Source organism: Actinomyces sp. HMT897 (genome assembly GCF_016626125.1).
In the GTDB taxonomy this organism is placed as follows: domain Bacteria; phylum Actinomycetota; class Actinomycetes; order Actinomycetales; family Actinomycetaceae; genus Actinomyces.
In genome coordinates this window covers 3,089,214-3,115,736 of the sequence record NZ_CP067336.1, presented here as the reverse complement: position 1 = coordinate 3,115,736, position 26,523 = coordinate 3,089,214, and the positions used below count along the sequence as shown (strand labels likewise).

General features: G+C 73.7%; 21 protein-coding genes and 1 pseudogene. 9 read left to right on the top strand and 13 right to left on the bottom strand.

Annotated features, from left to right (window positions below):
- Positions 1-83: 83 nt before the first annotated feature.
- Positions 84-1,319 carry a DNA polymerase IV gene (gene dinB, locus JJJ15_RS12115; protein ID WP_200510918.1) on the bottom strand — a complete coding sequence of 412 codons (1,236 nt, stop codon included), beginning with the start codon at positions 1,317-1,319 and terminating at the stop codon, positions 84-86.
- Between the two features lie 201 nt (positions 1,320-1,520).
- On the opposite strand from dinB, the gene JJJ15_RS12110 reads away from it, so the two are divergent.
- Positions 1,521-2,264 carry a fused MFS/spermidine synthase gene (locus tag JJJ15_RS12110; RefSeq protein ID WP_200512077.1) on the top strand — a complete coding sequence of 248 codons (744 nt, stop codon included), beginning with the start codon at positions 1,521-1,523 and terminating at the stop codon, positions 2,262-2,264.
- A 582-nt stretch (positions 2,265-2,846) separates the two neighbouring features.
- Here the strand turns inward: JJJ15_RS12110 and JJJ15_RS13330 are convergent.
- Positions 2,847-3,719 (bottom strand): annotated as a pseudogene (locus JJJ15_RS13330) (PAC2 family protein); the annotation flags it as partial.
- A 367-nt stretch (positions 3,720-4,086) separates the two neighbouring features.
- Here JJJ15_RS13330 and JJJ15_RS12100 point away from each other — a divergent pair.
- The 3 genes from JJJ15_RS12100 (at position 4,087) to JJJ15_RS12090 (ending at position 10,105) form a co-directional block, all read left to right on the top strand.
- Positions 4,087-6,501: an AAA family ATPase gene (locus tag JJJ15_RS12100; protein ID WP_246742293.1), complete on the top strand. Its 2,415-nt coding sequence runs from the start codon at positions 4,087-4,089 to the stop codon at positions 6,499-6,501.
- A 113-nt stretch (positions 6,502-6,614) separates the two neighbouring features.
- A complete protein-coding gene (locus JJJ15_RS12095; protein ID WP_200510917.1) occupies positions 6,615-8,342 on the top strand; it encodes an AMP-binding protein in 1,728 nt (575 codons plus the stop codon).
- A 32-nt stretch (positions 8,343-8,374) separates the two neighbouring features.
- Complete coding sequence (locus tag JJJ15_RS12090; RefSeq protein ID WP_246742292.1) at positions 8,375-10,105, top strand: AMP-binding protein; 1,731 nt, start codon at positions 8,375-8,377, stop codon at positions 10,103-10,105.
- Positions 10,106-10,261: 156 nt separating this feature from the next.
- Here the strand turns inward: JJJ15_RS12090 and JJJ15_RS13565 are convergent, their stop codons facing one another.
- The 4 genes from JJJ15_RS13565 to JJJ15_RS12070 all read right to left on the bottom strand — a co-directional run bounded on the left by JJJ15_RS13565 (position 10,262) and on the right by JJJ15_RS12070 (position 13,859).
- Positions 10,262-11,563: a histidine kinase gene (locus JJJ15_RS13565; protein WP_200510916.1), complete on the bottom strand. Its 1,302-nt coding sequence runs from the start codon at positions 11,561-11,563 to the stop codon at positions 10,262-10,264.
- Between the two features lie 114 nt (positions 11,564-11,677).
- Positions 11,678-12,583, bottom strand: a complete 906-nt coding sequence (gene dapA / locus JJJ15_RS12080) for a 4-hydroxy-tetrahydrodipicolinate synthase (RefSeq protein ID WP_200510915.1) — start codon at positions 12,581-12,583, stop codon at positions 11,678-11,680.
- Between the two features lie 221 nt (positions 12,584-12,804).
- Positions 12,805-13,236 carry a hypothetical protein gene (locus tag JJJ15_RS12075; RefSeq protein WP_200510914.1) on the bottom strand — a complete coding sequence of 144 codons (432 nt, stop codon included), beginning with the start codon at positions 13,234-13,236 and terminating at the stop codon, positions 12,805-12,807.
- Positions 13,237-13,241: 5 nt separating this feature from the next.
- Positions 13,242-13,859 (bottom strand): hypothetical protein, encoded by a 618-nt coding sequence (locus tag JJJ15_RS12070; RefSeq protein WP_200510913.1) that lies wholly within the window; start codon positions 13,857-13,859, stop codon positions 13,242-13,244.
- A 413-nt stretch (positions 13,860-14,272) separates the two neighbouring features.
- Between JJJ15_RS12070 and JJJ15_RS12065 the strand changes: the two genes are divergently transcribed.
- Positions 14,273-15,073 (top strand): GNAT family N-acetyltransferase, encoded by an 801-nt coding sequence (locus JJJ15_RS12065; RefSeq protein ID WP_106108858.1) that lies wholly within the window; start codon positions 14,273-14,275, stop codon positions 15,071-15,073.
- 198 nt (positions 15,074-15,271) lie between these two features.
- A complete protein-coding gene (locus JJJ15_RS12060) occupies positions 15,272-16,312 on the top strand; it encodes a mannosyltransferase family protein (RefSeq protein ID WP_200510912.1) in 1,041 nt (346 codons plus the stop codon).
- Between the two features lie 272 nt (positions 16,313-16,584).
- Here the strand turns inward: JJJ15_RS12060 and JJJ15_RS12055 are convergent, their stop codons facing one another.
- Together JJJ15_RS12055 and JJJ15_RS12050 are read right to left on the bottom strand one after the other, a co-directional pair.
- A complete protein-coding gene (locus JJJ15_RS12055; protein ID WP_200510911.1) occupies positions 16,585-17,178 on the bottom strand; it encodes a zinc transporter in 594 nt (197 codons plus the stop codon).
- Between the two features lie 233 nt (positions 17,179-17,411).
- Positions 17,412-18,068, bottom strand: a complete 657-nt coding sequence (locus JJJ15_RS12050; RefSeq protein ID WP_200510910.1) for a DUF6318 family protein — start codon at positions 18,066-18,068, stop codon at positions 17,412-17,414.
- A gap of 466 nt (positions 18,069-18,534) precedes the next feature.
- Between JJJ15_RS12050 and JJJ15_RS12045 the strand changes: the two genes are divergently transcribed.
- Positions 18,535-19,140 (top strand): methyltransferase, encoded by a 606-nt coding sequence (locus tag JJJ15_RS12045; RefSeq protein WP_200510909.1) that lies wholly within the window; start codon positions 18,535-18,537, stop codon positions 19,138-19,140.
- A 17-nt stretch (positions 19,141-19,157) separates the two neighbouring features.
- Here the strand turns inward: JJJ15_RS12045 and JJJ15_RS12040 are convergent, their stop codons facing one another.
- From JJJ15_RS12040 to miaA, 5 genes are all read right to left on the bottom strand, one after another.
- On the bottom strand, positions 19,158-20,147 hold the full coding sequence (locus tag JJJ15_RS12040; protein ID WP_200510908.1) for a hypothetical protein: 990 nt from the start codon (positions 20,145-20,147) through the stop codon (positions 19,158-19,160).
- A gap of 58 nt (positions 20,148-20,205) precedes the next feature.
- Positions 20,206-21,807 carry an MFS transporter gene (locus JJJ15_RS12035; RefSeq protein ID WP_200510907.1) on the bottom strand — a complete coding sequence of 534 codons (1,602 nt, stop codon included), beginning with the start codon at positions 21,805-21,807 and terminating at the stop codon, positions 20,206-20,208.
- 52 nt (positions 21,808-21,859) lie between these two features.
- Complete coding sequence (gene brnQ, locus JJJ15_RS12030) at positions 21,860-23,251, bottom strand: branched-chain amino acid transport system II carrier protein (RefSeq protein WP_200510906.1); 1,392 nt, start codon at positions 23,249-23,251, stop codon at positions 21,860-21,862.
- Positions 23,252-23,327: 76 nt separating this feature from the next.
- The gene (gene dapF, locus JJJ15_RS12025) at positions 23,328-24,314 is read right to left on the bottom strand and encodes a diaminopimelate epimerase (RefSeq protein ID WP_200510905.1); all 987 of its coding nucleotides are present in this window, start codon (positions 24,312-24,314) and stop codon (positions 23,328-23,330) included.
- Between the two features lie 9 nt (positions 24,315-24,323).
- Positions 24,324-25,337, bottom strand: a complete 1,014-nt coding sequence (gene miaA, locus JJJ15_RS12020; protein WP_200510904.1) for a tRNA (adenosine(37)-N6)-dimethylallyltransferase MiaA — start codon at positions 25,335-25,337, stop codon at positions 24,324-24,326.
- 144 nt (positions 25,338-25,481) lie between these two features.
- Here miaA and JJJ15_RS12015 point away from each other — a divergent pair, with 144 nt between their 5' ends.
- Entirely contained in the window at positions 25,482-25,928 is a 447-nt protein-coding gene (locus JJJ15_RS12015; protein WP_200510903.1) for a YbjN domain-containing protein, read from the top strand.
- Complete coding sequence (locus JJJ15_RS12010; protein ID WP_200510902.1) at positions 25,925-26,494, top strand: YbjN domain-containing protein; 570 nt, start codon at positions 25,925-25,927, stop codon at positions 26,492-26,494. The genes JJJ15_RS12015 and JJJ15_RS12010 overlap by 4 nt, the downstream gene beginning before the upstream one ends.
- Positions 26,495-26,523: the final 29 nt, after the last annotated feature.

Here is a 26,523-nt window from a genome sequence, read left to right as displayed (position 1 = left end):
CACCGGGCTGGTCCGAACCGTCCCGAACTGGACCGCCACCGGGCCGGACCATCCCGGACCGGCCGGACCCCGCCGCCCCGCCCTCACCGGCCCGGTGGCGGGCGCCTGCTCGTCCCCAGCAGACTCGCCGGGGCCAGGGAGCCCGGCCCCCAGCGCCGTCGGACGGCGTCGGCGGCGCGCTCGGGCGCACCCCGGCGCGGGTCCTCGTCCAGGCTCAGCTGGATCCCGTCCTCACCGCGCTCCAGGCCCTCCAGGCGCACCCCCAGGAGCCGGTACCCGCCGGGCGGGACGGGAAGGGCCTCGAAGAGCGCGCTGACGGTCTGCCACACGTCCCGGGCCAGATCCGTGGAGGCCGGCAGGGTCCGTGAGCGGGTCACCGTCACGAAGTCCGCCCCCCGGGCCTTGAGGACCACCACCCGCGAGCGCAGCGCCCTGGCCCGCAGACGGGCCGCGCACTGGTGGCACTGGTCGAGCAGGACCAGGCGGGCCTGCTCGTGGTCGGTGAGGTTGTCAAAGAAGGTGGTCTCGGTGCCCACGGACTTCTCCTGGCGGCTGGTGGTCACCGGCCGGGGGTCGATGCCGTGGGAGAGGTCGGCCAGGTGGTGGGCGGCCGCCTGGCCCAGGATCCTCTCCAGGGTGCGCACGTCGGTGGCCGCCAGGGTGCGCACGTCGGTAATGCCCCAGCGCTCCAGGGCGGCGGCGGTCCGCTCCCCCACCCCCCACATGGCGCCCACCGGCAGGACGTCCAGGAAGTCCTGGGTGGCGTGGGCGGGGACGAGCAGGAGGCCGTCAGGCTTGGCGTGGGAGGAGGCGAGCTTGGCCACGAACTTGGTGGCGGCCACCCCGACGCTGGCCGGCACCCCCACCCGCTGGCGGATCTGGGATCGGATCCAGGTGGCGACCTGGACCGGGGTGCCCATGCGCCGCCTGGCCCCGGACACGTCCAGGAAGGCCTCGTCGATACTGACCTGCTCCAGCAGGGGGGTGACCTCGGCCAGGACCTCCATGACACGGGCCGACACGGCCCCGTAGTGCCCGTGGCGCACGGGTAGCACCACGGCCTGGGGGCAGAGCCGGTGGGCCCGGGCCATGGGCATGGCCGAGTTGACCCCGTAGGCGCGGGCCTCGTAGGAGGCGGCCGAGACCACGCCCCGCCCGTCCTGGCCTCCTACGATGAGGGGCCGTCCGCGCAGCTCGGGGTGCTCCAGGAGCTCCACGGAGGCGAAGAAGGCGTCCATGTCCACGTGGAGGACGGGGGTGGCGGAGTCGTCCGTGCCCCAGCTGCGGCGGGCACCCTGGGCCCGTGGGGCTCGGCTCATGCTTCCTCCTCCTGGCGGGGCCGGCGTCCTGAGCGTGGAGGGGCAGGTCATTGACCCACATGCCTTCTCCTCCTGGCGGGCTGGCAGGTGGTGCTGCCGGGACCGGCGCCGGGAACAGGCTAGCGTGCCCCTGTGACACGACAGGCTGCCAGAACACCGCGTCCCCGAACCCCGTCCCTGGCGGGCCTGCCCCGGGGGCCGGTGCCGACGTCCCTGGCGGTGGCCGAGCTCCAGGTCCGTGACGGCGGGGTCCTGCTGCTGCTGGACGGGACGGAGTCCTCCTGGATCGACCTGGGGGACCCCACCCACCTGGACTTTGAGTACCACCAGCAGATGGACGCCGCCCTGGGGGCGCTGTGGGGCGAGGGCCGGCTGCGGGCGGTGCACCTGGGCGGGGCGGGCTGCGCCCTGGCCCGGGCCTGGGACGCCTCCCGGCCGGGCAGTACCCAGACAGCCGTGGAGGTTGACGCGGTCCTGGCGGACAGGGTGCGCCAGTGGTTCGACCTGCCCCGCTCCCCGCGCCTGAGGATCCGGGTGGGTGACGCCGCCCAGGTCGTCCTCCACCTGCGCGGCGGGCAGTGGGACGTGGTGGTGCGGGACGTGTTCGCGGCCGGGAGGGTGCCCCCGCGGTGCGCCACGACGCAGTTCCTGGCGGCCTGCCGCGCCGCCCTGGCGCCTCGGGGGCTGTACCTGGCCAATGTGGCCTGCCCGCCCCGGGAGCGGGCGGGGGCGGACCTGGCGCGGACCCGTGAGATCTTCGGCGGGGTCCTGGTGGTGGGGGACGCGGCGGTGGTCCGGGGACGGCGTCCGGGAAACCTGGTCGTGGTGGCCCGGGCCGAGCCCCTGACGCCCCGGGAGGCCCAGGCCGTGGAGCGGGCCGTGCGCCGTCTGCCCCTGCCGGTGCGTACCTGGGAGGCGCACGACCCGGCGCTCCCGCAGGGCTGAGGGGCCCGGCGCGGGCCCGGGCCCCTGGGTCCGGGACGGGGCCCGCCCGGGGTGCGGGTCCGGGGCGGTAGCCCGGCGGGCTCAGGCCTCGGTGTCCTGGTCGGGCTCGGGGGTGCCGGCTGGCTTGTGTCCCGCAGGACCGGGGGCACCAGATGGTCGGTGTCCCGCAGGACCGGGGGCGCCAACTGGCTTGTGTCCCGTGGGGCCGGGGGTGTGGGTACCGCGTCGGCCGCGGGGCTGGTCGGGCTGGGGCCGCTGGTCACCGGCCTGGTCCGTGTTGTTCTCCTGGTCCCAGGCGGTCTTCCACCGGGCCCCGGCCTCCAGGCGGGCCCGTTCCTCGCGGGCCACCTGGTCGGCGCTGGGGGCGGCCGCGTGGCGGCCCCGGTAGGTGGGGGTGGGCAGGGGGCGGGTCTCCGGCGTCGGGCGCGGCTCACCGGGGGCCCGGCCCACCCGGCGCCCCGTCACGCCCCGGGAGGTCCCCGGCTGCTTCCCGGCGTGGCGGGGTGCCGGACCCGGTACCACCACGGGCGAGGGCTGGGGGGCCAGGGGCCCGGCGGCGCTGGACAGCTGGTTCTCGTGGTTCTCGGCGGCGTCGTTGGCCTCCAGGAAGGCCTCCAGGCGGGCCCCGATCTCGTCGGCGCTGGGCAGGTCGAACTGCCCCACCGCCTCGTCGGCCCCCTGGGGCACGAGGGAGTCGTACTGGTTCTCTAGGGCCGAGACGATGGCGGCCACCTCGCTCTGGCGCTGGGTCTCGGCGTTGATCTCGGCCCGGGTCACCGCCGCGGCGGCCTCCAGGTCGCCCACGGGCAGGGCCAGGCCGGTGACCTTGGCGGCCGTGCGCAGCAGGGCGGAGGCCCCGGCGGGGTAGTCGTCGCGGGCGACGTAGTGGGGCACCCCCGCGCTCAGCCCCTGGGAGTCCAGGCCGATCTCCCCCATGCGCAGCTCGATCATGGCGCCCATGGTGCCGGGCAGCTCCACGGTCCCGAAGAAGTCGGGCTGGTCGGGGAGCTTGGAGGCGTCCGACCCGTGGTGGTGGACGAAGGTGGGGCGGGTGTGCGGCACCGCCAGGGGGAGGCCGTACATGCCGACCACCTGGGTGACCCCCATGGTGGTGACCACCCGGGTCAGCGCCGCCAGGAAGTCCTCCCAGCGGTAGTCCGGCTCGGCGCCGTGGAGTAGGAGCAGGCTCTCGCCGTCGTCGTCCTGGAGGACGTCCAGGACGATCTGGGGCATGACGGCGCTCTGGTAGCGCCGTGAGGAGTAGACCATGAGGGGACGGCGGGCGCGGTAGTCCACCAGGGCGTCGGCGTCGAAGGTGGCGAGCCTCTCGTGGGGGAGCGTCATGAGGAGCTGCTCGACGGCCAGGGCCCCGGCGTGCCCGGCGTCCATGGCCCCGTCCAGGTGGTGGAGGAGGACGCGGGCACGGGTGAGGCGTGAGGCCTGGGCCTGCTCCATGTTCAGCAGGGGCCGTCCGGTGGGGACTGGTGCCATGTCTTCCTCCTTCTCGCGCCGGGGAATGGACCGTGAGGCCGTCAGGTCCGCAAGTCACGGACCTGGTTCTCCAGCCTGCAACGTCGCGGTCCGCCCCCGTGTTCCTGACGGCCCCCGTCCGTGTTCGCCACGGGCGTCGGCCGCCCGGGGCGCGACCGGGGGCACTCAGAGAATAATGGACTGCCCTCTGCCGCCGGGTGATATATGCACTCGTTGGCACCGGAACCGATCACCGACCCAATGATTGTGAGGCCCTGTGACGTCTGCCAAGCCTGCGCGTACCCAGGACGCCAAGCCCCCCGCCGGGGGCGGAGCCGACGCGGCGGCGGTACTGCGGGAGCGGGAGATCGCCGTCGAGCAGGCCCAGGTGGACCGCGCCTACGGGGAGCTGGACCGGCAGCTGGCCGCCGCCAGGTCCGCCCTGGCCGCCACCGAGGCCGCGGGGGCCGCCGGCACCCACCAGTCCCGGGGGGAGCGGGACGCCTACGCCGTGCACTACTCGGACATTATCTCCTGCCTGGAGGGCGTGGAGGACAGGCTCGTCTTCGGGCGGATGGACACCCGCTCCGGCGGGCGCCACTACGTGGGACGCACCGGCCTGCAGGACGCCTCCCGCCGCGAGGTGGTGCTGGACTGGCGCGCCCCCCTGGCCCGGGCCTTCTACCAGGGCACCGCCCTGGACCCGATGGGCCTGGTACGCCGCCGGCACATTGACTCCCGCGCCCGCGTCGTGGTGGGGCTGGAGGACGAGCTGCTGGACGCCTCGGAGCTGGGGACGGGCGGGGGCGGGCTCAGCGTCCAGGGCCTCCAGGGCGAGGGCGCGCTCCTGGCGGCCATGTCCGCGGCCCGCGACGGGCGCATGGGCGACATCGTGGCCACGATCCAGGCCGAGCAGGACCGGGTCGTCACCAGTGACGGCAGGGGCGTCCTGGTGGTCCAGGGCGGTCCCGGCACCGGCAAGACCGCCGTGGCCCTGCACCGGGTGGCCTACCTCTTCTACGCCGAGCGGGAACGTCTGGAGCGCTCCGGGGTGCTGCTGGTGGGGCCCTCACGGACCTTCCTGCGCTACGTGGAGCAGGTGCTGCCCTCCCTGGGTGAGAACGGTGTGGTCTCCACCACCCTAGCGGACCTGGTGCCGGGCGTGCGGGCCCGGGGCTCCGAGAGCCCCGCGGTGGCCGAGCTCAAGGGCAGGGCCCTGTGGGCGCGGGTGCTGCGGCGGGCGGTGCGCTCCCTCCAGCGGGTCCCGGCGCAGCCCCGTGAGATCGTGGTGGAGGGCACCAGCCTGTGGCTGACCCCGCAGGAGGTCACCGAGGCCGTGAGCCGGGCGCGGCGCTCGGGCAGGCCCCACAACCTGGCGCGAGAGACCTTCGTCCTGTGGCTCCTGGAGCGGCTCACGGACCAGTACGCCCGCCTCACCGGCCAGGACGCCTCAGACAAGGACACGCGCGCCTGGATCCGGGAGGACATCCGTACGGCGCGTGACGCCCGCCGGGAGATCAACCTGTGCTGGATGCCGACCACGGCGGTGGGCCTGCTGGAGCGCCTGTGGTCCCGTCCGGCCCTGCTGGAGCGCCTGGCCCCCGAGCTGAGCCAGGCCGAGCGCGACCTGCTGCGCCGTGAACCCGGGGCCGACCCGGACCAGGTGCTCACCGCCGCCGACGTGCCCCTTATTGACGAGCTGTCCGAGCTGCTGGGCCCCAGCGAGGACGCCCAGGCCGCCCGGGCCCGGCACACGGCCCGACGCCGTCAGGAGCTGCTCTCCTACGCGGCCCAGGCCATTGAGGCCCAGGAGCTGGGCCAGGGCATGGTGACCGCGCAGATGCTCGCCGACCGGGTGGAGGACACCGGGCCCCGGACGACCCTGGCGGAGCGGGCGAGGGCGGAACGCACCTGGACCTACGGGCACGTGGTGGTGGACGAGGCCCAGGAGCTGGGTGCCATGGCCTGGCGGGCCCTGGCCCGACGCTGCCCGGTACGTTCCCTGACGGTGGTCGGCGACCTGGCCCAGTACTCGGGCCCCACCACCCCGGCCTCCTGGTCGCAGGCGCTCGCCGAGCTCGGGACGCCGGGCCCGGACGAGCACGAGCAGGCGCGGGCGGGATCCCGGGGGCCAGGATCCCGCAGGCCGCGCTCCCGCGGGGGCTCGACGCCCCTGCGTGAGGAGGTCCTCACGGTGTGCTACCGCACCCCGGCCACCATTATGGCCGTGGCGGAGCGCACGGTGACGGCCCTGGGGCACCCCCCGGTCTACCCGGTGTCCTCGGTGCGGGATCTGGACGACTGCCTGAGGGTGGAGGACCTCAGCGCCCTGCCGGCCGACGGGGCCGGGGAGGCCGCCTGGGCCCGCGCCCTGCGTCGGGCCGTGAGCGCCGAGTGCGCCGCCATGGACGCCGCGGCGGGCCCCGGCGGGGGCAGGATCGCCGTCATCGCCCCGGAGCCCGGCCCGGTGACCTCGCTCCTGGCCCAGGACCCGGCCCTGGCCGCCGCCATGGAGGCCCCGGGGGGGGACGTGCTGCGCGCCCGCCTGGCGGTCATGGGGCCGGTGGCCTCTAAGGGCCTGGAGTTCGACGTCGTGGTCCTGGTGGACCCGGCGGTCATTGGCGGGACGAGCCCCGGGGACCTGTACGTGGCCATGACCCGCCCCACACGCCGCCTCCACGTGGTCTCCCGCCGGGCGCTGCCCCAGGGGCTGAGCGCCCGGACCGACGCCCGGCCCCCTAAGGCCGCGCCCGGCAGGCCGGGGTGATGCCCCCGACAGGGGTCAGGGCCCCACGAGGAGGCAGGGCTACGGCACCGTAGGTTACGGTTGCGTAGGAACTCTGTGCAGCCGCCCGACCGGGCACGCAGGAAAGGGACGCGATGACGACGCACGAGGCCCGCAGCGAGGCTGGGCGCCCGCACTACGCCCCGGGGGTACCCGCGGTGATCGAGCCGGTCACCGAGCCCCTGAGCCAGATGCTGGAGGATGCCACCAGGCGCTTCCCCGAGCGGGTGGCCCTGGACTTCATGGGAGCCACCACGACCTACGCCGCCCTGAGCGGGCAGGTGGCCCGGGCGGCCGAGGCCCTGCGCTCCCTGGGCGTGCGGGCGGGGGACGTCGTCGGCCTCATCCTGCCCAACTGCCCCCAGCACGTGGTCATCGCCTACGCCGCCTGGCGTATCGGGGCCATTGTGGCCGAGCACAACCCCCTGGCCCCGGCGGCCCAGATCCGCGAGCAGATCAGGATCCACCGCGGCACGGTCCTCATCGCCTGGGAGAAGTCCGTCGCCCACCTGGTGTCCACCGCTGGCTCCCTGGAGGCCGCGGGCCTGGAGGGGATGACGGTGCTGTCGGTGGACCTGTCCCGGGGCCTGCCGCTGCGCAGCCGCCTGGCCCTGCGCCTGCCCGTGGCCGCGGCCCGTACCCGGCGCCGGGAGCTGCGGGCCCCGGTGCCCCAGTCCGTGCGCTCCTGGGACGACCTGGCGGCCCTCTGCGAGCCCCTGGCCCCCGACCACCCCCTGCCGGAGGTGGACGACGCCGCCGCCCTGCTGCACACCGGGGGGACCACCGGCACCCCCAAGGCGGTGTGCCTGACCCACCTCAACCTGCGGGCCAACGCGGAGATGAGCCTGGCCTGGGCCTCCCAGACCACCCAGGTGGGCCAGGAGACCTTCTACGCGGTGCTGCCCTTCTTCCACGCCTTCGGCCTGTCCCTGTCCCTGCTGTGCGCGGTGGGCCTGGCCGCCACGCAGGTGGTCCTGCCCAAGTTCGGGGCGGACATGGTCCTGGCCGCCTGGAAGCGGCGTCCGGCGACCTTCTTCCCCGGGGTGCCGGTCATGTTCGACCGTATCGTCTCGCGCGCCAGGGCCACGGGCGCGGACCTGTCCTCCTGCAAGATCGCGGTCTGCGGGGCGGCGGCCACACCGGCCGCGGTGGCCTCGGCCTGGGAGGAGGCCACCGGCGGGGTCATTATCGAGGGCTACGGCATGACCGAGGCCTCCCCCATTATCCTGGGCAACCCCATCTCCCCCGAGCGCCGCCCGGGTGCGCTGGGCGTGCCCTTCCCCTCCACCCAGGTGCGCCTGGTGGACCCCGAGGACCCGCAGCGGGAGGTGGAGCGCGGCGAGGTGGGCGAGATCCTCGCCCACGGCCCGCAGGTGTTCACCGGCTACTGGGGGGACCTTGAGGAGACCGAGGCGGTCCTGCTGCCCGGCGGCTGGCTGCGCACCGGGGACCTGGCCCGCCAGGAGGAGGACGACTTCTACGTCATGGCCGACCGCCGCAAGGAGCTCATCCTGTCAGGCGGGTTCAACGTCTACCCCACTGAGGTGGAGGCCGCGGTGCGCTCCATGCCGCAGGTGGCCGACGTGGCCGTGGTGGGCCTGCCCGGGCAGGCCGGAAACGAGCAGGTCGTCGCCGCCGTGGTGCCCGCCGAGGGCCAGACCGTCACCCTGGACCAGGTGCGGGCCTGGGCGGAGCGGACCCTGGCGCACTACGCGCTGCCCCGCCGCCTGGAGATCCTCGAGGAGCTGCCCCGCAGCGCCATCGGCAAGGTCATGCGCCGCCTGGTGCGCGAGGAGGTCCTGCGCCGGGACGCCAGGAGGTGAGGGAGACCGTGACCACCTCCCCCAGCCGCCCCCTGCCGGAGGACGCCCCGGCGAGGCAGGACGCGGCCGCCTACCACCGGCCCCACTACCAGATGGGGATCCCGGCGCTCATCGAGGTACCCGACACCCCGCTCACCGAGCTGCTGGACACGGCCGCCGCCTTCTACCCCCAGCGGGTGGCCCTGGACTTCCTGGGCGCCACCCTGACCTACGCCGAGCTGCGGGAGGCCAGCCTGCGGGCCGCGGGGCTGCTGTGGGAGGCGGGCGTGCGCTGGGGGGACCGGGTGGCCCTCCTCATGCCCAACTGCCCCCAGCACGTCGTCGCCGTCTACGGGGCCCTGCGCCTGGGGGCGGTGGTGGCCGAGCACAACCCCCTGGCCCCGGCCGAGGAGCTGCGAGCCCAGCTGGAGAGCCACCAGGCCCGGGTCCTGGTGGCCTGGGAGAAGGGGTTCGAGGCCCTGGCCGCGCTGGGCGACCCGACGGCGGAGCGCACGGTCCTCACCGTGGACCTGTCCGCCGCCATGCCCCCGCACCTGCGCGCCGCCCTGCGCCTGCCCGTGGACCGGGCCCGCCGGCAGCGTTCCGCGTTCAAGGCCGCCGCCCTGCCCGCCACCGTACGCTCCTGGGACCGCGAGGTCGCCAGGCACGCCCCGGTGACGGCCTCGGCCCCGCTGCCCCAGGCTGACGACGTCGCCGTCCTGCTGTACACCGGCGGCACCACCGGCACCCCCAAGGCCGCCATGCTCACCCACCGCAACCTGCGGGCCAACGCGAACCAGGCGATCGCCTGGGTGCCGATGCTCCACGAGGGGGGCGAGGTCTTCCTGGCGCTCCTGCCCTTCTTCCACGCCTTCGGCCTGACCTTCAACCTGTTCTGCGCCGTGCAGAAGGCGGCCACGCAGGTGATGTTCCCCTCCTTCGACGTCTCCCAGGTCCTGGCCGGCCAGCGGCGGCGCCCTTACACCTTCTTCGTGGGGGTGCCGGTCATGTTCGAGCGGATCCTCACCCGCGCCCGCCAGGAGGGGGTGTCCCTGCGCTCCCTGCGTTTCGGGGTGTGCGGCGCCGCCCCTATGCCCCAGCAGGTCGGGCGCATGTGGGAGGAGGACACCGGCGGCTTCTTCGTCGAGGGCTACGGCATGACCGAGACCAGCCCGATCGTCAGCGGCACCCCCATGGGGCCCAGCCGCCGCATGGGCTCGCTCGGGCTGCCCTTCGCCTCCACCGACGTGCGCGTGGTGGACCCCGACGACCCCGACCCGGACCGGGAGGTGGCTGACGGCACGCCCGGTGAGCTGCTCGTGCGCGGCCCGCAGGTGTTCGCCGGCTACTGGCAGGATCCGCAGGCCACCGCCGCCGTCATGCTGCCCGGCGGCTGGCTGCGCACCGGTGACATGGTGCGCCGGGAGGACTCCTTCCTGTGGATGGCCGACCGCCACCGTGAGCTCATCCTCACCGGGGGCTTCAACGTCTACCCCTCCCAGGTGGAGGCCGCGGTCCGGGACATGGAGCAGGTGGCCGACGTGGCCGTGGTGGGCCTGCCCGCCGGGGCGGCGGGTGAGACGGTGGTGGCGGGCGTGGTCCTGGCGCCCGGGGCCACCCTGACCCTGGAGGAGCTGCGTGAGCACGCCGGGCGCACGCTGCCCCGCTACGCCCTGCCCCGCCGCCTGGAGATCCTTCAGGAGCTGCCCCGCAGCCCCATTGGCAAGGTCATGCGCCGCCTGGTACGCCAGGAGGTCGCGCGCCGCGACGGGCAGACGGACTGAGCCGGGCACGGCCCGGGGCTGGACACAGGACCGGGACGCCTGGCACCGGGCCGGGCGCGGGGACGGCAGCCCACCTAGCACCGGGCCGGGCCGCCCAGCGCGGGGCCGGGCGCAGGGACGGCAGCCCACCTGGCACCCGCCCGGCCGGGGCCGGGGCTACCCGGCCACCGGGAAGGCGAGGGAGAGCCGGGACCCCGGGGTGCCGTCAGGCAGCTCGACGGGTCCGGTCTCAAAGAACCCCCCGGCCATCCTCAGCCGCTCCCCCAGGCCGACTAGGCCGGTCCCGCGCTCCTCGGACCGGCGCCGCGGCGGCAGGGCGTCGGTGACCGACAGCCTGCACCAGCCGTCACGCGCGTACAGGCTCACCCGCGGGGTGGAGCCGCGGGAGGCGTCGGCCAGGGCCTCGTTGAGGACGCGGACGAGGGCCAGGCGCTGCAGGAGCGTCCAGGTGGTGTTCCAGGTGGCCAGGGTGGCGGCGTCGGGCACGGCGGCGCCCGACGGCGTGTCGTCGGGCTGGGCCCCCCAGTGGCTCAGGAGGTCCGGGACGACGGTGACGTCCCCCGTGGGGGCGTACCGGCCGGGCACCGGTGACCTGTCGGCCTGCAGGAGCGCGACCACCTCGTGGACGGACACCAGGGTCGTGTCCGCGACGTCCTGGATCGTGCTCATGGCGGTGCGCAGCCTCTCCGGGTCCGTCATCATGGACCCGCTGGCGGCCTGGAGCCTGAGGGCGGTCAGGCGGTGGCCGATGACATTGTGCGCCTCACGGGCCAGGTCCAGGCGCTCGGCCACGGTGGCCTGCGCGGCGAGCCAGCAGAGAGCCTGCTGGCGCTGCTCCAGGGCGTCCCGGCGGGAGGCTGCCTGGAGGTAGGTGGCGACGACCGCGACCGCGCAGGCCACCGTGAGGGGCAGCAGCCAGGCCATGTCGCGGGCCAGGGCGGGCGAGTCCAGGCGGGCCAGGAGGGCCGGGTTGGCCACGGACCCGGCCACGGCCAGGAGGAGGGCGCCCACCGCCCACCGGCGGTCCGGCTCCCAGCGGGTGATCGTGTGCAGGCTGGTCGCCGCGGTCACCACCAGAGGGCTCAGCCCCAGGAGGCCCACCGGGCCAGCCCAGGCCAGGAGGGCGCTCAGGGCGAGTCCCGCGTAGGTCAGGACCAGGCAGGTGCGCTGGCGGACGTGCCTCAGCGGCTGGAGGAGGGTCATGAGGAGGTGGACGGCCAGCAGGGCCAGGCCGGCCGGGCGGGGGTCGCTCAGCACCAGGGCCTCGACGCCGGTGGCGAGCAGGCACACGCCGGTCAGGAGGAGGTCGCTGAGCGGTATCAGGCAGGTCTCACCCAGCGCCAGGCAGCGCAGGCGGGACCGCCAGTCCAGGGCACGGGGCCCCAGCAGGCCGCCGGGGCCCAGGTCCGGCCCTTCTTGGTGGTCGGGGGCGGAGATACGCAGGTTCAGAGCTGGCACACCAGCAGGTTACGAGGTGGCAGAGAGGTTCTCTTCCTCCATAAGAAGGAGCGGAGGGCATCCCTTAGGCCCAGTCAGGTGTAGGCCCGGTGGCGGGTACCCCCGGGTACCGCCTCAGAGCAGCCCGCAGGCGGCGAGGGTGGCGCGCAGGGCCTCGACCTCCGTCTGGCTGGCGCGCACCAGGGGCAGGCGCAGGGCGGCCGAGGGGATGCGCCCCTGGAGGAGGAGGGCCTCCTTGGCCATGACGGCGCCCTGCCCCCCGCCCATCATGGCGCGCACCAGCGGACGCATGCGCTGGGCGACGGCGCGGGCCCCGGCGAGGTCCCCGGCGTCGACCTCGGTGACCATCTGGCGCCAGGAGTGGGCGTCGGCGTGGGCCACCACGGAGACCATGCCGGAGGCGCCGTGGGCGAGCCAGGCGAAGTTGAGCCCGTCGTCCCCGGAGTAGTACTCCAGACCGGTGGCCTCCATACGGCAGAAGCCCTGCTCGACGTCGCCGGTGGCGTCCTTGACGGCCAGGACACGGGGGTGCTCGGCCAGGCGGGCCAGGGTGCCGTCCTCGATACGCACGCCGGTGCGGCCGGGGATGTCGTAGATCATGACAGGCAGGTCGGTGGCCTCGACCACGGCCATAATGTGCCGGTAGACGCCCTCCTGGCTGGGGCGGTTGTAGTACGGGGCGTTAATGAGCAGGGCCTGGGCCCCGGCCGCCTGGGAGCCCACGCCAATGCGCACGGCGTGGGCGGTGTCGTTGCTCCCGGCCCCGGCCATGAGCAGGGCGCGTCCTTCCAGGGCGTCCTTGACCTCACGGATGAGGGCCTGCTTCTCCGGCAGGTGGGTGGTGGGGGCCTCGCCGGTGGTTCCGGCCAGGAGGATGAGGTCGGCGCCGTCGTCCACCAGGGAGACGGCGAGCTCCTGGGCGGCACGGATGTCAATGACGCCCTCTGGGGTAAAGGGCGTGACCATGGCCACGCCGACGGAGCCGAAGGAACGGGAGGGAGGTGTGGCAGGAGCCGTCATGGGCAGAGCCTACGTCTCCGGCGCCCCCAGCCACCTGTGACGCCGCTCGCTGGGGCGGGGCCATGCACGCGGCGCCCCACGGGTGGGAGCTGAGCCAGTGGCCGAGCTGGGCGGCGGGGCGTGAGTGCGGCGCCCCAGGACTGGCGGATCAGCTGACCCCGGGGTCGAAGAGCCCCCGCCAGCTGGCACTGGGGCCAGCGGGCCCTCCCGCCCCGGGGCGCTCAGCCCGCGGCGGCCCCGCCCAGCAGGTGCGCCCCCACGATGCCGCAGGCCCCCGCCCAGGTCAGGGAGGCGAGCGTGCCGATAATGAAGCGCTCGGTGACGGCGGGGTTGTCACGCAGGTCGGACCAGCGCCCCAGGCCCTTGACGGCCACGACGACGGCGAGCAGCCCCGGCTGGAGCGCCAGGAGCGCCCCGGTGGTCGCGAGCCGCTCCAGCAGGCCGATCCAGGTCCCGCCCCTGAGCACGACCGGCTCGTGCCGGGGCCCCGCCTCCAGGACCGGGACCTGGGTGCCGTCCTGGCTGGTGACGGTGCCGACGGGCGGCTGGGGGACCCTGGCCCAGTGCAGGACGAGGAGCACGACGCCCCACCCGCCCAGCGTGGAGGCCGCCAGCACGGCCAGGACGGTCCCGGCGGCGGTGACGCCAGACACGACGGCTACCCCTTTCCTGACGACGGCACAGGTCCCTGGGCCGGGGCGTCCAGGGCCCGCAGGAGGTCGATGACGTAGGGACGCGCCCCCACCTCCTCCTCGAGGCCGGAGGTGAGGCGCCGCTGGGAGAGGGCCTGGTCGCTAATACCCAACCTGGTGGCGGCCTCGTGCCCGCTCAGGCCCTCCTCCAGCAGATCGACGGCCTCCCACTGGGCGGGGGTGCGGCGCCCCAGGAGGCAGGCCAGGAGCCGGAGCACGGCCTGGGCCCTCGCCGCGGCCTGCGCGTCCGGCGCCCGGACCGCCAGGGAGACGCGGGAGCCCTTGGCGGCCTCGACGGCCTGCCTGGCGTGGAGGAAGGCGGGACCGCGTCCGGCCCGGGTGCTGGCGCCGTCGTCGAGCTCCCCGGGCCCGGCCCCCAGGCCCACGTGCCAGTCGCCGTCACGGGTGGCCACGCGGATGGCCTGGTAGGCGGCCTCCGCCCCCTGGGGGACGCCCTGGAGCTCGTCACCCACGGTGCGCTCGAAGGCGGCCTGGACGGGCACGGCCTCCAGGGCCCGCAGGAGCCCGGGCACCCGGTCCTGGCCGGTGCGCGATCCCTGCTGGTCAATGGTCAGGACAAGCACGTGGACAGTATGCGGCACCCGCCCAGGAATCCTCAAGACCAGGAACTTGATCGACGGGATTCAAGGCTTAAGTTGTGATTGATGGGTGTCGCGACCGCACTGGCACCACATCGGCTCGGAACCGGCGTGTCTTTGACCGCCGCGACGCCGGTGGCCGCGGACGCCCGCACCCGGGGCAGGACCCCTGCGGGACGGACTGCCCGTGACCGTGCCCGCCGGCCACCCGCTGGCGGGCGCAGGACCCCCGCAGGACGGCTACCCGGCTGGCGGAGCCGTGCCGGGCACCAGCTGCTCCTCAGGACCCCTGCGGGATGGCCTGCCGCGGCGCCGGTGGCGGCCCGCCACGGGGCAGGACCCCCGCGGGACGCCGGGAGGCGCCGGTGGGCGGCCCGGGACGCCGGTAGGCTCACCCCATGAGCACGCACCAGGGCCAGGGCGCAGCAGCCGCGCACGGCACGGAGCCCGGGCCCCTACGCCCCGTCCGCCGTCTCCGGCACCCGGGAGCGTCCGCTGCGGGCGGCGGGCGGACGGCCAGGGGCGGTTTTGTGCGCGAGGCGCGCGCCGAGGACCTGGAGGCGGTCGGTGCGGTTCACGCCGCCGCCATGACGGCCTCCCTCGACGCCGCCCACCGCACCGTGCACGATGTCGGGGTCCCGGAGGACGTGCGGGCCGTGGTCTCGGCACCGGTCCTGACCGCCGGCTGGCGGGACGCGGTGTGCGCACCACCGAGCCCGGCCCACCACGTGCTGGTGGCCACGCAGGACGGCGGGGTCGTCGGCCTGGCCGCCCTGGCACCCCTGCCTGACGTCCGGCAGGGCGGGGCCGCCGGCGTGGACGGGGCCGGGACCCCCTCGTCCGTTGACGGCGTCGACCTCGGGGCCACCGGCGCGGACAGACCTACCAGCACGGGCCCCACCAGCGCGGACAGGGCCACCGCTGGACCTGCTGGCGCCGGGCCCGTCCGGGCGGCGGAGCTGACCGCCTTGGCGGTGTCCCCGGACCACCAGCGCGCCGGCCACGGCTCACGCCTCCTGGCGGCAGCCGTTGACCTGGCCCGGGCCGACGGGGCGGGCGTGCTCCTGGTCTGGGCCGTGCGCGGGGACGAGTCGCTGACGCGCCTCCTGGCTGGTGCCGGCCTGGTCCCGACCGGGGCGTCCCGCAGCCTGCCGGTGGGCCGGGGCGTGACGGAGGCCTGCTGGGGGGCGTCCATCTGACGCCGTAAGGCGGGAGCACTGTCCTCGGGCGGGCAGACGGCCTGCTGTACGCTCCCCCTCGTGGACTGCGTTCACCCTTCCCCACGAACCCGGCCGTGGGTTCACGCCCTGACCCTGGGTTCGGTCGTCTGGCTGCTGGCGAGGCTGGTGGTCCTCGGCATCAGTCTCGTCGCGTGGTGGACGGAGCTCTCGCCGGGCGTGACCGACCGGCTCGGAGACCCCTCCGCGGACTCCGTCACGGGACTGCCGGGGCTGTTGGGCCACTGGGACACGAACTACTACTTCACGATCGCCTCACAAGGGTACGGCGCGGACGCCGAGTACGGCCTCGCGGCCTTCTTCCCGGGGTACCCGTACCTTTCGCGCTGGGTTGCCGCAGTCCTTCCCTCCCAGAGCACCGGGCTCGCCATGCTGGTCGTCGCCTCCGCGTCGTCCTGGTGGGCTGCGGTGGTCTTCTCACGCCTCGTCGCCCTGGAGACCGGACCAGGGGACGAGCTGTCGTACAGCGAGCTTCTCCCGGTCGTCCTGCTCATGGCCGGACCGTACTCGGTGTTCCTTTACGCGTCCTACGCCGAGTCGCTGTACCTTGCCCTGGCCGTGACGGCGTGGTACCTCGCTCGTCGTGGACGCTGGTGGACGTGCGCGGCCCTGCTGTCCCTGGCCGTGCTCGTCCGCGTCAACGCCGTGTTCCTCGTGGCGGCGGTCCTGGTCATGCAGGCGTGTCGGTGCGGCCTGAGCAGGTGGTGGCGCTTCTCGTGGGTGGTTCTCCCCGCTGGCTTCCTGCTCGGCTGGTTCTCGCGCCTCTACTTGGTGACGGGGGACGCGCTCGCCTGGTCGCACGCCCAGGGCCACGGGTGGAACCGTGAGCTGAACCTCCCGGTCATGACAATAGCGCGGACCCTGGGTGTCGCCGTCGTCGGGAGCACCCCGGACCGTCAGCTCCAGTTCCTTCTCGACTTTATCTTCTTCCTGGTCGTCCTGTCCTGCTGCTGGGCCTGGTGGAGGCGGAGGGACTACGCCGAGCTCACGTACGCGACCCTGCTTGTCCTGTCAATGGGTACCTCGACCACGCTCGTGTCATTCGCACGGAACTCCGTCACCCTGTTTCCGACGTGGGTCCTGGCGGGTGACGTCCTGACCAGGGCCAGGACCCGAGTCCGCGTCCTCGTCATGGCCAGCTCATTCCTCTTGTTTACCTTGAACACCTTCTTGTTCTCAATAGGGGCCTGGACGGACTAGGACGCCTCGGACTCAGGGCGCGGGCGGCTCGTCAGGCTCTGCGCTCCTGGTGGGCGGTGCGTCGGTGAGTGCGGGCGGTGCGTCGGTGAGTGCGGGCGGTGCGTCGGTGAGTGCGGGCGGTGCGGTGGGGCTGGCTGCTGGTGTGCTGCCTCGCGCCCTCTCGTGAGAACGGTACTTGTTTGTCGCGAGAACGGTACTTGTTCGTCGTGAGAACGGTATTTGTTGCGTGTGGGGCCGGTGCTCGTTGTACGGGGCGTGGGTGCGGGGGTTGTCTAGTGTCCTTGTGTGTGTTCTGCGTGGTCGGTGAGGTGTGTTGTGGTGGCTACCAGGTCGAAGGTGTCAGACTGTTGGGTGGTTGTCACGGTGCCTTGGACGTCGTGCCAGGTTCCGTCCTGGGGGCGGTAGCGGGCGGTCCAGGTGGTGGTCAGGGTGAGGTGGACGCCGGTCTGGGGGTGGTGGTAGCGGTGGGTCACGGTCTGGTGGGGCCAGGGGGCTCCTGGGCTGGTGGTGGTCGTGGTGGTGGCGTCCCCCCAGTCCCAGTGGTAGGAGGCGGGCGTGGCCTCCACCTCCACCAGGGTGCCGGCCACGGTGGTGGACAGGGAGCGGGTGGAGGGGTCGGTGTAGGCGATGAGGTCCATGTCCACCCGGGCCGTGGTACCAGGGGGCTGGCGGGTGATACCCGACCCCTCCACCATCAGGGACGCCACGTCCCTGGCCGAGACCACCACCGGCACAGCGGCCGGGACGGGCTCCTCGGGCTCCTCGGGCTCGTAGGGCCTGCAGAACAGGTGGCCGGGGTCCGGCGCGTAGGCCACGCACACCAGCGGGACCTTGCCCGGCTTCGACACCGAGAACGACACCACCACGTCACCCGACGACCCACCAGACGAACCCGACCCAGAACCACCAGACGAACCCGACGGGCCCGCAGCCGGATCCAGACGCTCATACTGATCACCAATAACCGTAATGGTACTCCCACCTGACGATCCGGTGGCACTGAAGTCCAGAGAGGACTCGTCTGCCTCGGCGGTAGGGGTGCATGTGATAACCAGGGAGGCGGCTAGTACCACCTCGAGGTGAGTCAAAGGCTTCCTTTTCATGACCCTACTACCTCCGCGTCTCCTACGGTCCATGTGCCGTCGTGGTAGCGAATCGCTACGCGCATGAGGACGGTCTCGGCCGGGGAGTTCTTTCCGTCCGAGCCGTCCCCGTGGTGGGTCGAGATGTCCCCGCTGCGCAGGGTGACGTCTACCTGGTGGTATTCGTAGCCGGGGTTGAGGGGGTAGGCCTCGACCTTCTCGGCGGTCTGCTCCCAGGGGTCGGCCCAGCCCCCCTCCTGGTGCAGCCTGGTGGCCCTGTCGATAATGTTGTTGCAGAAGACGCACTGCTGCTCGCTCATGGCCTCAAAGTCCTTGGTGTCACCGGTGACCGCCGCGTACCGGTAGAGCTTGAGGAAGTACACGGCCGCGGCCACGGCCGCCTCCAGACTGTCCTCACCCAGGTTCTCAGGCTTGTCCGGAGGCGGCGTGGCCAGGGCCGCATCACGCCTGGCCACCAGGTCCGGCCCCAGGGCCGCGTCACGACTGGCCCGCGCACTGGCCGACGCCGAGGCCGCAGCCGCCATCGCACTGGCACCCACCTCATAGGGATCCACACTCGGCGACGCACCAGAGACGCCACCACCGGAGCACCCCGCCAGGACGGACACCATGACCACCGCCAGGGCAGGCACCCACGACCGGACCCGCACCATCACGACCCCCTCACACACCCAGGAAAACGACGAACACGAGGAGCGGGCCCGGCGGCACCAGCGCCACCACGACCAACCCCACCGCCAACCAGACGACACACACCACCATAACACCACCACCCAACCCACGCACACACACCACAACCACCCAGCAACCCGACACCCAGGCAGCCCAGCACCCACACCCCCAAACCAGGACCCACGTCCCACACCCACCCAGCTGGCAACCCGGCAGCCCGGCACCCAGACAGCCCGGACCAACCCAGCCAAGCCCCCCCGGGACGCACCCGGATCAGCGCGCCAGCAACCCGGCACCCGTTCTCACGAGCAACAAGTACCGTTCTCACGGCGAACAAGTACCGTTCTCGCGAGCAATAAGTACCGTTCTCACGAAAGGGCGGGCGGGACGGAGGGAAGGGACGGGAGGACGCGGGCACCCCCGCCGTGCCGCCACTACCCTGGTGGCGTGAGCGAGCACTACTTCACCCCAGGCCCCAGTACCCCCGCCGAGGAGCGGACCCACCACTTCACGATCCGGGGGCGTGACCTCACCGTCACCACCGCGAACGGGGTCTTCTCCGCCGACCGCCTGGACAAGGGCACCCAGGTCCTCCTTGCCCACGTCCCCGACCCGCCCGAGCAGGGCACCTTCCTGGACCTGGGGTGCGGGTGGGGGCCCGTCAGCCTCGCCCTGGCCAGCGCCGCCCCCCACGCGACCGTCCACGCCGTCGACGTCAACGAGCGGTGCGTGGAGCTGACCGCCCGCAACGCCGTCGCCAACGGCCTGACCGTCCACGCGGCCCTGGCCGACCAGACCCTGGCCTCACTGCGTCAGGCGGGGACCACCCTGGACCTGATCTGGTCCAACCCGCCGGTCCGCATCGGCAAGAAGGCCCTGCACGCCCTGCTGACCACGTGGCTCGGCCTCCTTAGCGAGCAGGGGCAGGCCTGGCTCGTCGTCCAGAGGAACCTGGGTGCTGACTCCCTGGCCGCCTGGCTGCGCGCCGAGGGCTGGCAGGCCACCAGGGCCTCGTCGTCCAAGGGGTACCGGGTGCTGCGCGTGACCCGCTGAGGGGCCGCGGGGCCGCCTCAGTCGAACAGCCCGGGCACGTTGTCCTCAAAGGCCTTGGTGAAGACCCCGAGGTCGTGCCCGCCACCCGGCATGACCGTGTAGGTCAGGGACTCCGAGGTGAACAGCTCCGGGTCGGAGGTGCGCAGCGTATCGACCAGGAGGTCCATGAACTGCGTCTCCTCAATGTCCTTCTCCCCCACCACCGCATAGATCCGCAGGTCCAACGACGTGGTCCCGACCTGCGCGGCCTCGGCGGAGATGTGCTCGGCGGTGGCCTGCGCCGCCTCGGCGCCCTGGTAGCCGTCAACCTCCCAGCTGCTCGCGGAGACGGGCATGAACCGCGAGAAGTACGGCAGCTGGTCCTCCAGGACGTCCCAGGTCATGATCGAGCCCATGGAGAAGCCACCGAAGGCCCGGTGGTCACGGGTGTCCACGAGCTGGCTCGTCCTGACCTGCTCCGGCGTCGTGCCAAAGCGGTACCGGGCCTCCACCGCCGGGACCAGGGCCTCCGTGAGCTCGTGGTCGGTGAAGAAGGTGACCAGGGGCTCGTCCAGCATCCAGTCGTCACTGTCGGAGTCCAGGCTCGGGTCCGGGTAGTAGGTCGTGAACACCACCACCGTGTCCAGGGTGCCCTTCCGGGTCATGTCCTCCAGGACCGGCTGGAGCTGGCTGGCCATGTCCTGGGCCGACTGGGAGGAGCCGTGCATGAGGTAGAGGAAGTTCGTGTCCCGGTTCAGGGGGGCGTCCGGGTGCGGGAGGTAGACCAGGGCGGTCTTGTTATAGACCGTCCCGTCGTAGGTGACCTGGTAGTCCACGGAGGTCAGCGCGGGGCGCGAGGGGGCCTTCTGGGCGGAGGCGGACGCCTGCGCCACGGTGGTGGCGGTGGCCTGCGCCCCCTCGGGCGACAAGTCGGACGGGACGTGACCGCCCATGAGCGCCGGTCCTGTGGCCGCCGCGGTCAGCACGGCCAGGACACTGAGCACCGTCTGACGCCTGTCATACCTCACAGGCACCAGGGTAGTGTCCGCCTACCGCTCCCGCCCTCAGCGGTAACGGTCAGGCATCTCACACCGCGGTCCCCGACCCGTCCGGCACCCCACCGGCCTGCCCCAGCGACAGCGGGCGCCGGTCCCGCCGGGCACTGGCACGCAGGTCGGCCCAGGCCACCAGGGCCGAGGCGGCGATGACGGCGGCGATCGCCCCCAGGCCCACCTGGGAGGCCGTGTGCCAGCCCGAGCCCCGGGCCACGGAGAAGGCCAGGCCGGTAATGGCGGAGATGCCGATAGCGGTGCCGATCCTCTCCCCGGTCTGGATGATGCCGCCCGCGGCACCCGCGTAGGGCAGGGGCACGTCGGCCAGGGAGAGGGTCTGGTTGGGTGAGACCACCAGGCCCTGCCCCGCGCCCAGGAGGAGGAGGGTGACCGCCATCCACCACGGGCTCAGGGCGATGACGGCGTTGAGGTGGACCACGACGACGGTGGCCCCCAGGCCCACGAGCCCCAGGACCATGCCCCGCAGCACCATGACCCGGCCCACGCGGGTGACGCTGCGCCCGGAGACGGAGGCGCCCACGGCGCTGGCCACGGAGGCCGGCAGGCCCATGAGCCCACTGGCCAGGGCGGAGTAGCCCAGGCCGGCCTGGAGGTACTGGGCCGTAATGATCCAGATCGAGGTGTAGCCCATGAAGTACACGGCGATGGCCAGGCTCCCGTAGGCGAAGGAGGGGACGCGGAAGAGGCTGAGGTCAACCATGGGGGCCCTGCCGCGGGCCGCGTAGCGCCTCTCCCAGGCCACCCACCCCGCTACCAGAACCAGGCCCGCCACGAGCAGGCCCCACACCCACGCCCCCCGCTGGTACTCCATAAAGGGCACCATGACCAGGCCCGTGGCCACCGTCAGGAGGGTCATGCCCACCGGGTCCAGGTCAACCGGGCGGCGGGTGCCACGGCCCGACGGCGCCGCGGGCCCCTGTGGGGCCGGCCCGGAGCCGCCAGCCCGGCCAGCCGCCTCAGCATCCCGGGCACCGCCCCCCGCACCCGGCACGGCGTCAGGGCGCCCCCAGGCGGTGGGCGGCAGGGCACGCCAGGCGACCCACGCACCGGCCAGGGCGAAGGGCACGAAGACGAGGAAGGAGGAGCGCCACCCCCACTGGTCGCCCAGGGCCCCGATGAGCGCGCCGGACATGAGGGGCCCCACCGCGACCGAGACCCCGATGACCCCGCCGAACAGGCCGAAGGCCCGCCCGCGCGCGGCCCCGGCGTAGTACTGCTGGATCAGGCCGGTGACCTGCGGGTTGAACAGCCCCGAGCCCACCCCCATGAGGACCCGGGCGAGGTTGAGCGCCAGGATCGAGGGCGCCACGCCCGCGGCCAGGGAACCCAGGCCGAACAGGACCAGCCCCGCCACGAAGAGCCGCCCGCGCCCCATGACGTCCCCGGCCCGCCCGGCGGGGACGAGCAGCACCCCGAAGACCAGGGAGTAGCCGGAGACCACGAGCTGGAGGCCCCCGGTGCTCGTGGGTACCGAGGCGGCGATGGCCGGCAGGATCACATTGACGCTGGAGACCGCCAGGAGGGAGACGAACGCCGGGATGAGGAGCACCGGGAGGATCCGGCGCTGCTCAGGGGTGAAGGTGGGCGGTTGCCCTGAGGGCTGGGGGTGACGCACCCTCGCAGCGTACGCGCGACCGGGGCCAGGCGGGACCCCGGTGTGGTACGCCTCAGGACAGGGACGCGATCACGTGCTCCACCTCCTCCTGTACCCCGGAGGCGTCCGGGGCGGGGGTGGACCAGCGGCCCGTGCCCACGTCCACGACCAGCCCGACGGCCAGGGCCAGGAGCGTGGGCAGGATCCAGCCGGTGGAGTCGTTCCACAGCCCGGTGCGGGCCAGGAGGGCGCTGACCCTCTCCTCGCCCAGGGACGGCAGGGCGGAGAGGACCGCCAGCACCGTGCTGGCCACCACCGGCCACAGGTAGGCGGCGCGCAGGTGGCCGGGGGCCGCGACGTCGATCAGGGTGACCACCACCAGGGTCATGGCGACCGGGTAGAGGATGACGATGACCGGTGAGAGCACCACGATAATCTCCGACAGGCCCAGGTTGGCCAGGACCAGCGAGACCAGCGCGGAGACCAGCAGGTGGCGGTCGAAGGGCAGGCGCGGCACCACGGTGACGGCGTAGCCGGACCAGGAGGACAGCAGGCCCACGGAGGTGGTCAGGCAGGCCAGGACGGCGATGGCGGCGAACAGGAGGGTCCCCAGGGTCCCCAGGTTCGCCGAGGCCGCCGCACGCAGCAGGCCCGCGCCGTCGGTCACGTCCCCGCCGGTGCGCTGCCCGATCATGGCCAGGCCGACGTAGACCACCGCCAGGAGGACGGCGGCGATCAGCCCCGAGCTGACGGTGGCGCGGGCCACCTGCCGGGTGCCGTGCAGCCCCTGGTCCCGCAGGGCCTGGATGACCACGATGCCGAACACGGAGGCGGCCAGGACGTCCATGGTCAGGTAGCCCTGCGTGAGCCCCGTCGTCAGGGGCGCGCTCGCGTAGGCCCCCGTGGCGGCCCGGTCCACCGGGGAGGAGCCGGCCACGGTCGCCACGCACAGCACGGCCAGGAGCAGGAGCAGCGCCGGGGTGAGCCACCTGCCCACCCGGTTCGCGATACGGCTGGGGCGCAGGGCCACCAGGACCGTGACCCCCAGGAAGACGACGGCGTGGACGAACAGGGCCGGGCGCCCGGGGGTGAAGCCCAGCAGCTCCAGGACGGGCCGGGTGGCCAGCTCGTAGGACACGGTGGTCACCCGGGGCGCCACGTAGAGCGGGCCGATGGACAGGTAGACGGCCAGCGGCATGACGACGCCGAACCTGGGCCCCACGCGCCGGGCCAGCCCGAGAATGCCCTCCCCCGAGGTGGACACGGCCACGATGGCGGTCAGGGGCAGCAGGACGCTCGTGGCCAGGAACCCCAGGAGCACGGGCAGGAAGTGGCTCCCGGCGGAGGCCCCGACCACGGGAGGGAAGATGAGGTTCCCGCTGCCGAAGAACAGAGCGAAGAGCATCAGGCCCGTGGTCAGGACGGTGGTGGAGGTGCGGCGTGGCGCCGTCGTGGACGTGGTCATTGAGGGCCTCCTGTGGTGGTCACTCAGGGCTCCGGGGGCGCCCGCCGGGGCGGTGGCGGACTGGGGGCACGGCGGGTCAGGTCAGGGTGACACGCCCGACGACCTGGGCCGGGCCGGTCAGCAGGACGGTGGAGCCCTGCGCCAGGGGGGCGGCCCCCACGTGCACCCCGACCTCCCCGCCGGGCATAATGATCCGGTAGTCCTCCGGCGCGCCCGGCCCCTCCCACTCGTGCAGGGCGACGGCCACGGCGCAGGCCCCGGTACCGCAGGCCAGGGTCTCCCCCACGCCGCGCTCCAGGACGCGCACCCGGGCCACGCCCACGCGCTCACCGGTGCCGGGGTCGGTCTGCTCCGCCAGGGGCACGACCAGCTCCAGGTTGGTGCCGGCCTCGGGCACGGGGTCGTAGGCCACCGGCGCGCCGGAGCCGGTCAGGCCGGCCAGGGCGGCGGCCTCCAGCTCCTCGCGGCTGCCCAGGGCGACGACGGTGTGCGGGTTGGGCACGGCCAGGCTCAGGGCGGCCCGCTGCCCCGGCAGGCCGGGGACGGTGACGACGGTGTCCCAGCCGGGCCAGTCGGGGTCGGTGGCGGACGTGCCCGGCAGGAGGCTGAGGCGGGCGGGCCCCATGTCCACCGTCCAGTAGTCCCCCGTGCGGGTGAGGGTGCGGGCCCCGCCCCGGGTGCCGATGGTCAGGCTGGCGCCGTCGGGCACGTCCACCAGCCCCTCGGACAGGAGGACGGCGGCGAACAGGCGCGAGGCGTTGCCGCACATCTCGGCCACGGAGCCGTCGGCGTTGTAGTAGTCCATGAACCACTGCGCCTCGGGGACGGCGGCGTGGAAGGCCCGGGCCCCCTCCAGGGCGGCGGTGCGCACCACCCGGACCAGGCCGTCGGCCCCCACGCCCCGGTGCCGGTCGCACACGGCAGCGACGTCACCGGCGGTCAGGGCCACCTCCCGCTCGGGGTCGATAAGGAGCAGGAAGTCGTTGCCGGTGCCGTGGCCCTTGATGAGGGTACGGCCCGACAACGCGCCACCGGTACCCGGGCTGGTGTCGCTGTGCGTCATGAGCACAGCCTATGCGTTGGACCCCACGACGCCCTCAGCGTCGCTCACCACACGCAGGGCCTGGCCCACCAGGCGGTCACGCTCGCCGGCGGGCAGCTCACCGGCCTCGGTCAGGGCCACGTCCAGCCAGTGGACCCGCGGGTCGCGGCGGAACCACTTGGCCTGGTAGCTGGCGAGGCGGCGGGTGGCCTGGGCGGTGGAGGCGATCGCCTCCTCCACCCCCATGCGCCCGTCGAGGACCGCGAGCGCCTGGGCGTAGCCGATGGCCTGGCTGGCGGTGGGCCCCTGGCGCAGGCCCCGGGCGAGGAGGGCGGTGGTCTCGGTCAGGAGCGTGGGGGCGCCCTCCTTGGTGGGCCTGGTCCCCGGCCCCAGGAACATGGCCCTGGCCCGGGCCTCGATACGCCGGTTGAGCAGGTCCCGGCGTGGGCGCAGGGCCAGGTGGACGGTGGGGACGAGGTCCTCGTAGCGGGGCAGGTTGGCGGAGAAGGGGCGCCCGGTGATCTCTATCACCTCTAGTGCGCGGACCACTCTGCGGGTGTCGGCGGCGTCGATCCGCTCGGCGGCCCGGGGGTCACGGCTGGAGAGCTCCTCCCACAGGGCGGCCCCGCCCCGGGCCCTGAGGCGCTGGTCCAGGGCGGCGCGCACGGCGGGGTCGGTGCCGGGGAAGTGCAGGGCGTCGGTGACGGCCCGGACGTACAGCCCCGAGCCCCCGACGATGAGCGCGCGGTTGCCACGCGCCTCAATGGCCTCCAGGTCGGCGCGGGCGTGGTGCTGGTAGGCGGCGACGCTGGCGGGCTGGGTCACGTCCAGGACGTCGATCTGGTGGTGGGGGTAGCCGCGGCGCCCCTGCGCCGGGAGCTTGGCGGTGCCCACGTCCATGCCCCGGTAGAGCTGGGAGGCGTCGGCGTTGAGCACCTCGGTGCCCCTGGTGCCGCCTGCCGTGCCCAGGGCGTCGGCCAGGTCGAGGGCGAGCTCGGACTTGCCGGTGGCGGTGGGGCCGACGACGGCGACGCGGACGCTCATGACCTTAAGGATACGGGCCTGGTCGGGGCGTCGGGCGAGGGGCTCCCGGGTCCTGCCTACCCCTGCCGGCACCCCGGTCAGTGAGGCGTGTCGCGGCGGGCGGAGGGTGGCTCTAGGACCTGTTTCCCAGGATAGGCTGGTGCTATGCCCACCGCCGTCATGCCCGCCCCGGTGGACGTCGCGCGCGTGCTGGACAGCCTCAGCCGCCTCGGTCTGCGGTCCTTCGTGGACGACGAGGGGGACGTGGGGATCCCGTGGCGCAGTGTCACCGTCCACGTCATCTTCCAGGACACCCGCGCCTTCCAGCTGCGCGGGCTGTGGCACCGGATCGCGGACACCGAGCACCTGGCGGCCCTGCGCCAGCTCGTGGAGGACTGGAACGCCACCCGGATCGGCCCCAAGGCCTACCTGACGCTCTCCGACGCCGGGGTGGTCCGTCTCCACGGGGAGGTCACCTACCCGTTGGCGGCGGGGATGACGGACGACCAGCTCGACTCCTTCGTGTTCACCAGCTGCCGGCTGATCGTGGCCCTCATGCGGGAGGCGGAGGAGACCTTCCCCGACCCGCTGCGTGGGAGCCTGGAGCCATGAGCCCTGCCGGACGCCCCCGCACCTGGCGCGCCCTGCTGGCCTCCCTGCTCGGGGCGGTGCGCCCGCCCCGCCGCCCCGAGCCCAGGGCCCCCGAGCCCGCCCCCAGGCAGGTGGTGGAGCGTGAGCCCGCCGCGGCCCTAGAGGTGCCGGCCCTGTCCCTGGGCCGGGTGCGTTCCATGCTGAGCAAGTCGATGGGCTACCACGTGCGTGACCACGTCGATGAGGAGCACCCCTCCTTGCTGGGTACGTGGAACGGGTTCCCCTTCGTCATTGAGGAGCCTGCCGAGCACCCTGGATGGCTGCTGGTCTCGGGCGACTGGCAGGAGCCGGCCCTGCCGGGGCAGCGTGACGAGCTGGCCGCCAGCGTCAACGACTGGAACCGGGACAAGTTCTTCCCCACGGTGGCCCTGGTGGACACCCCGGTGGGACCGCTGGTGCGCACGATCTACCTGGTGGACCTGACCACCGGGGTCACGGACAGGCAGCTGCGCCTGCACCTGAACACGGCCCTGGCCTCCTGCACCCAGGCCCTGGCGGAGGTGCGCCCCCTGCTGCCGGAGCTCTGAGGCACCCGGCGCCCAGGCGGACAGCCTCA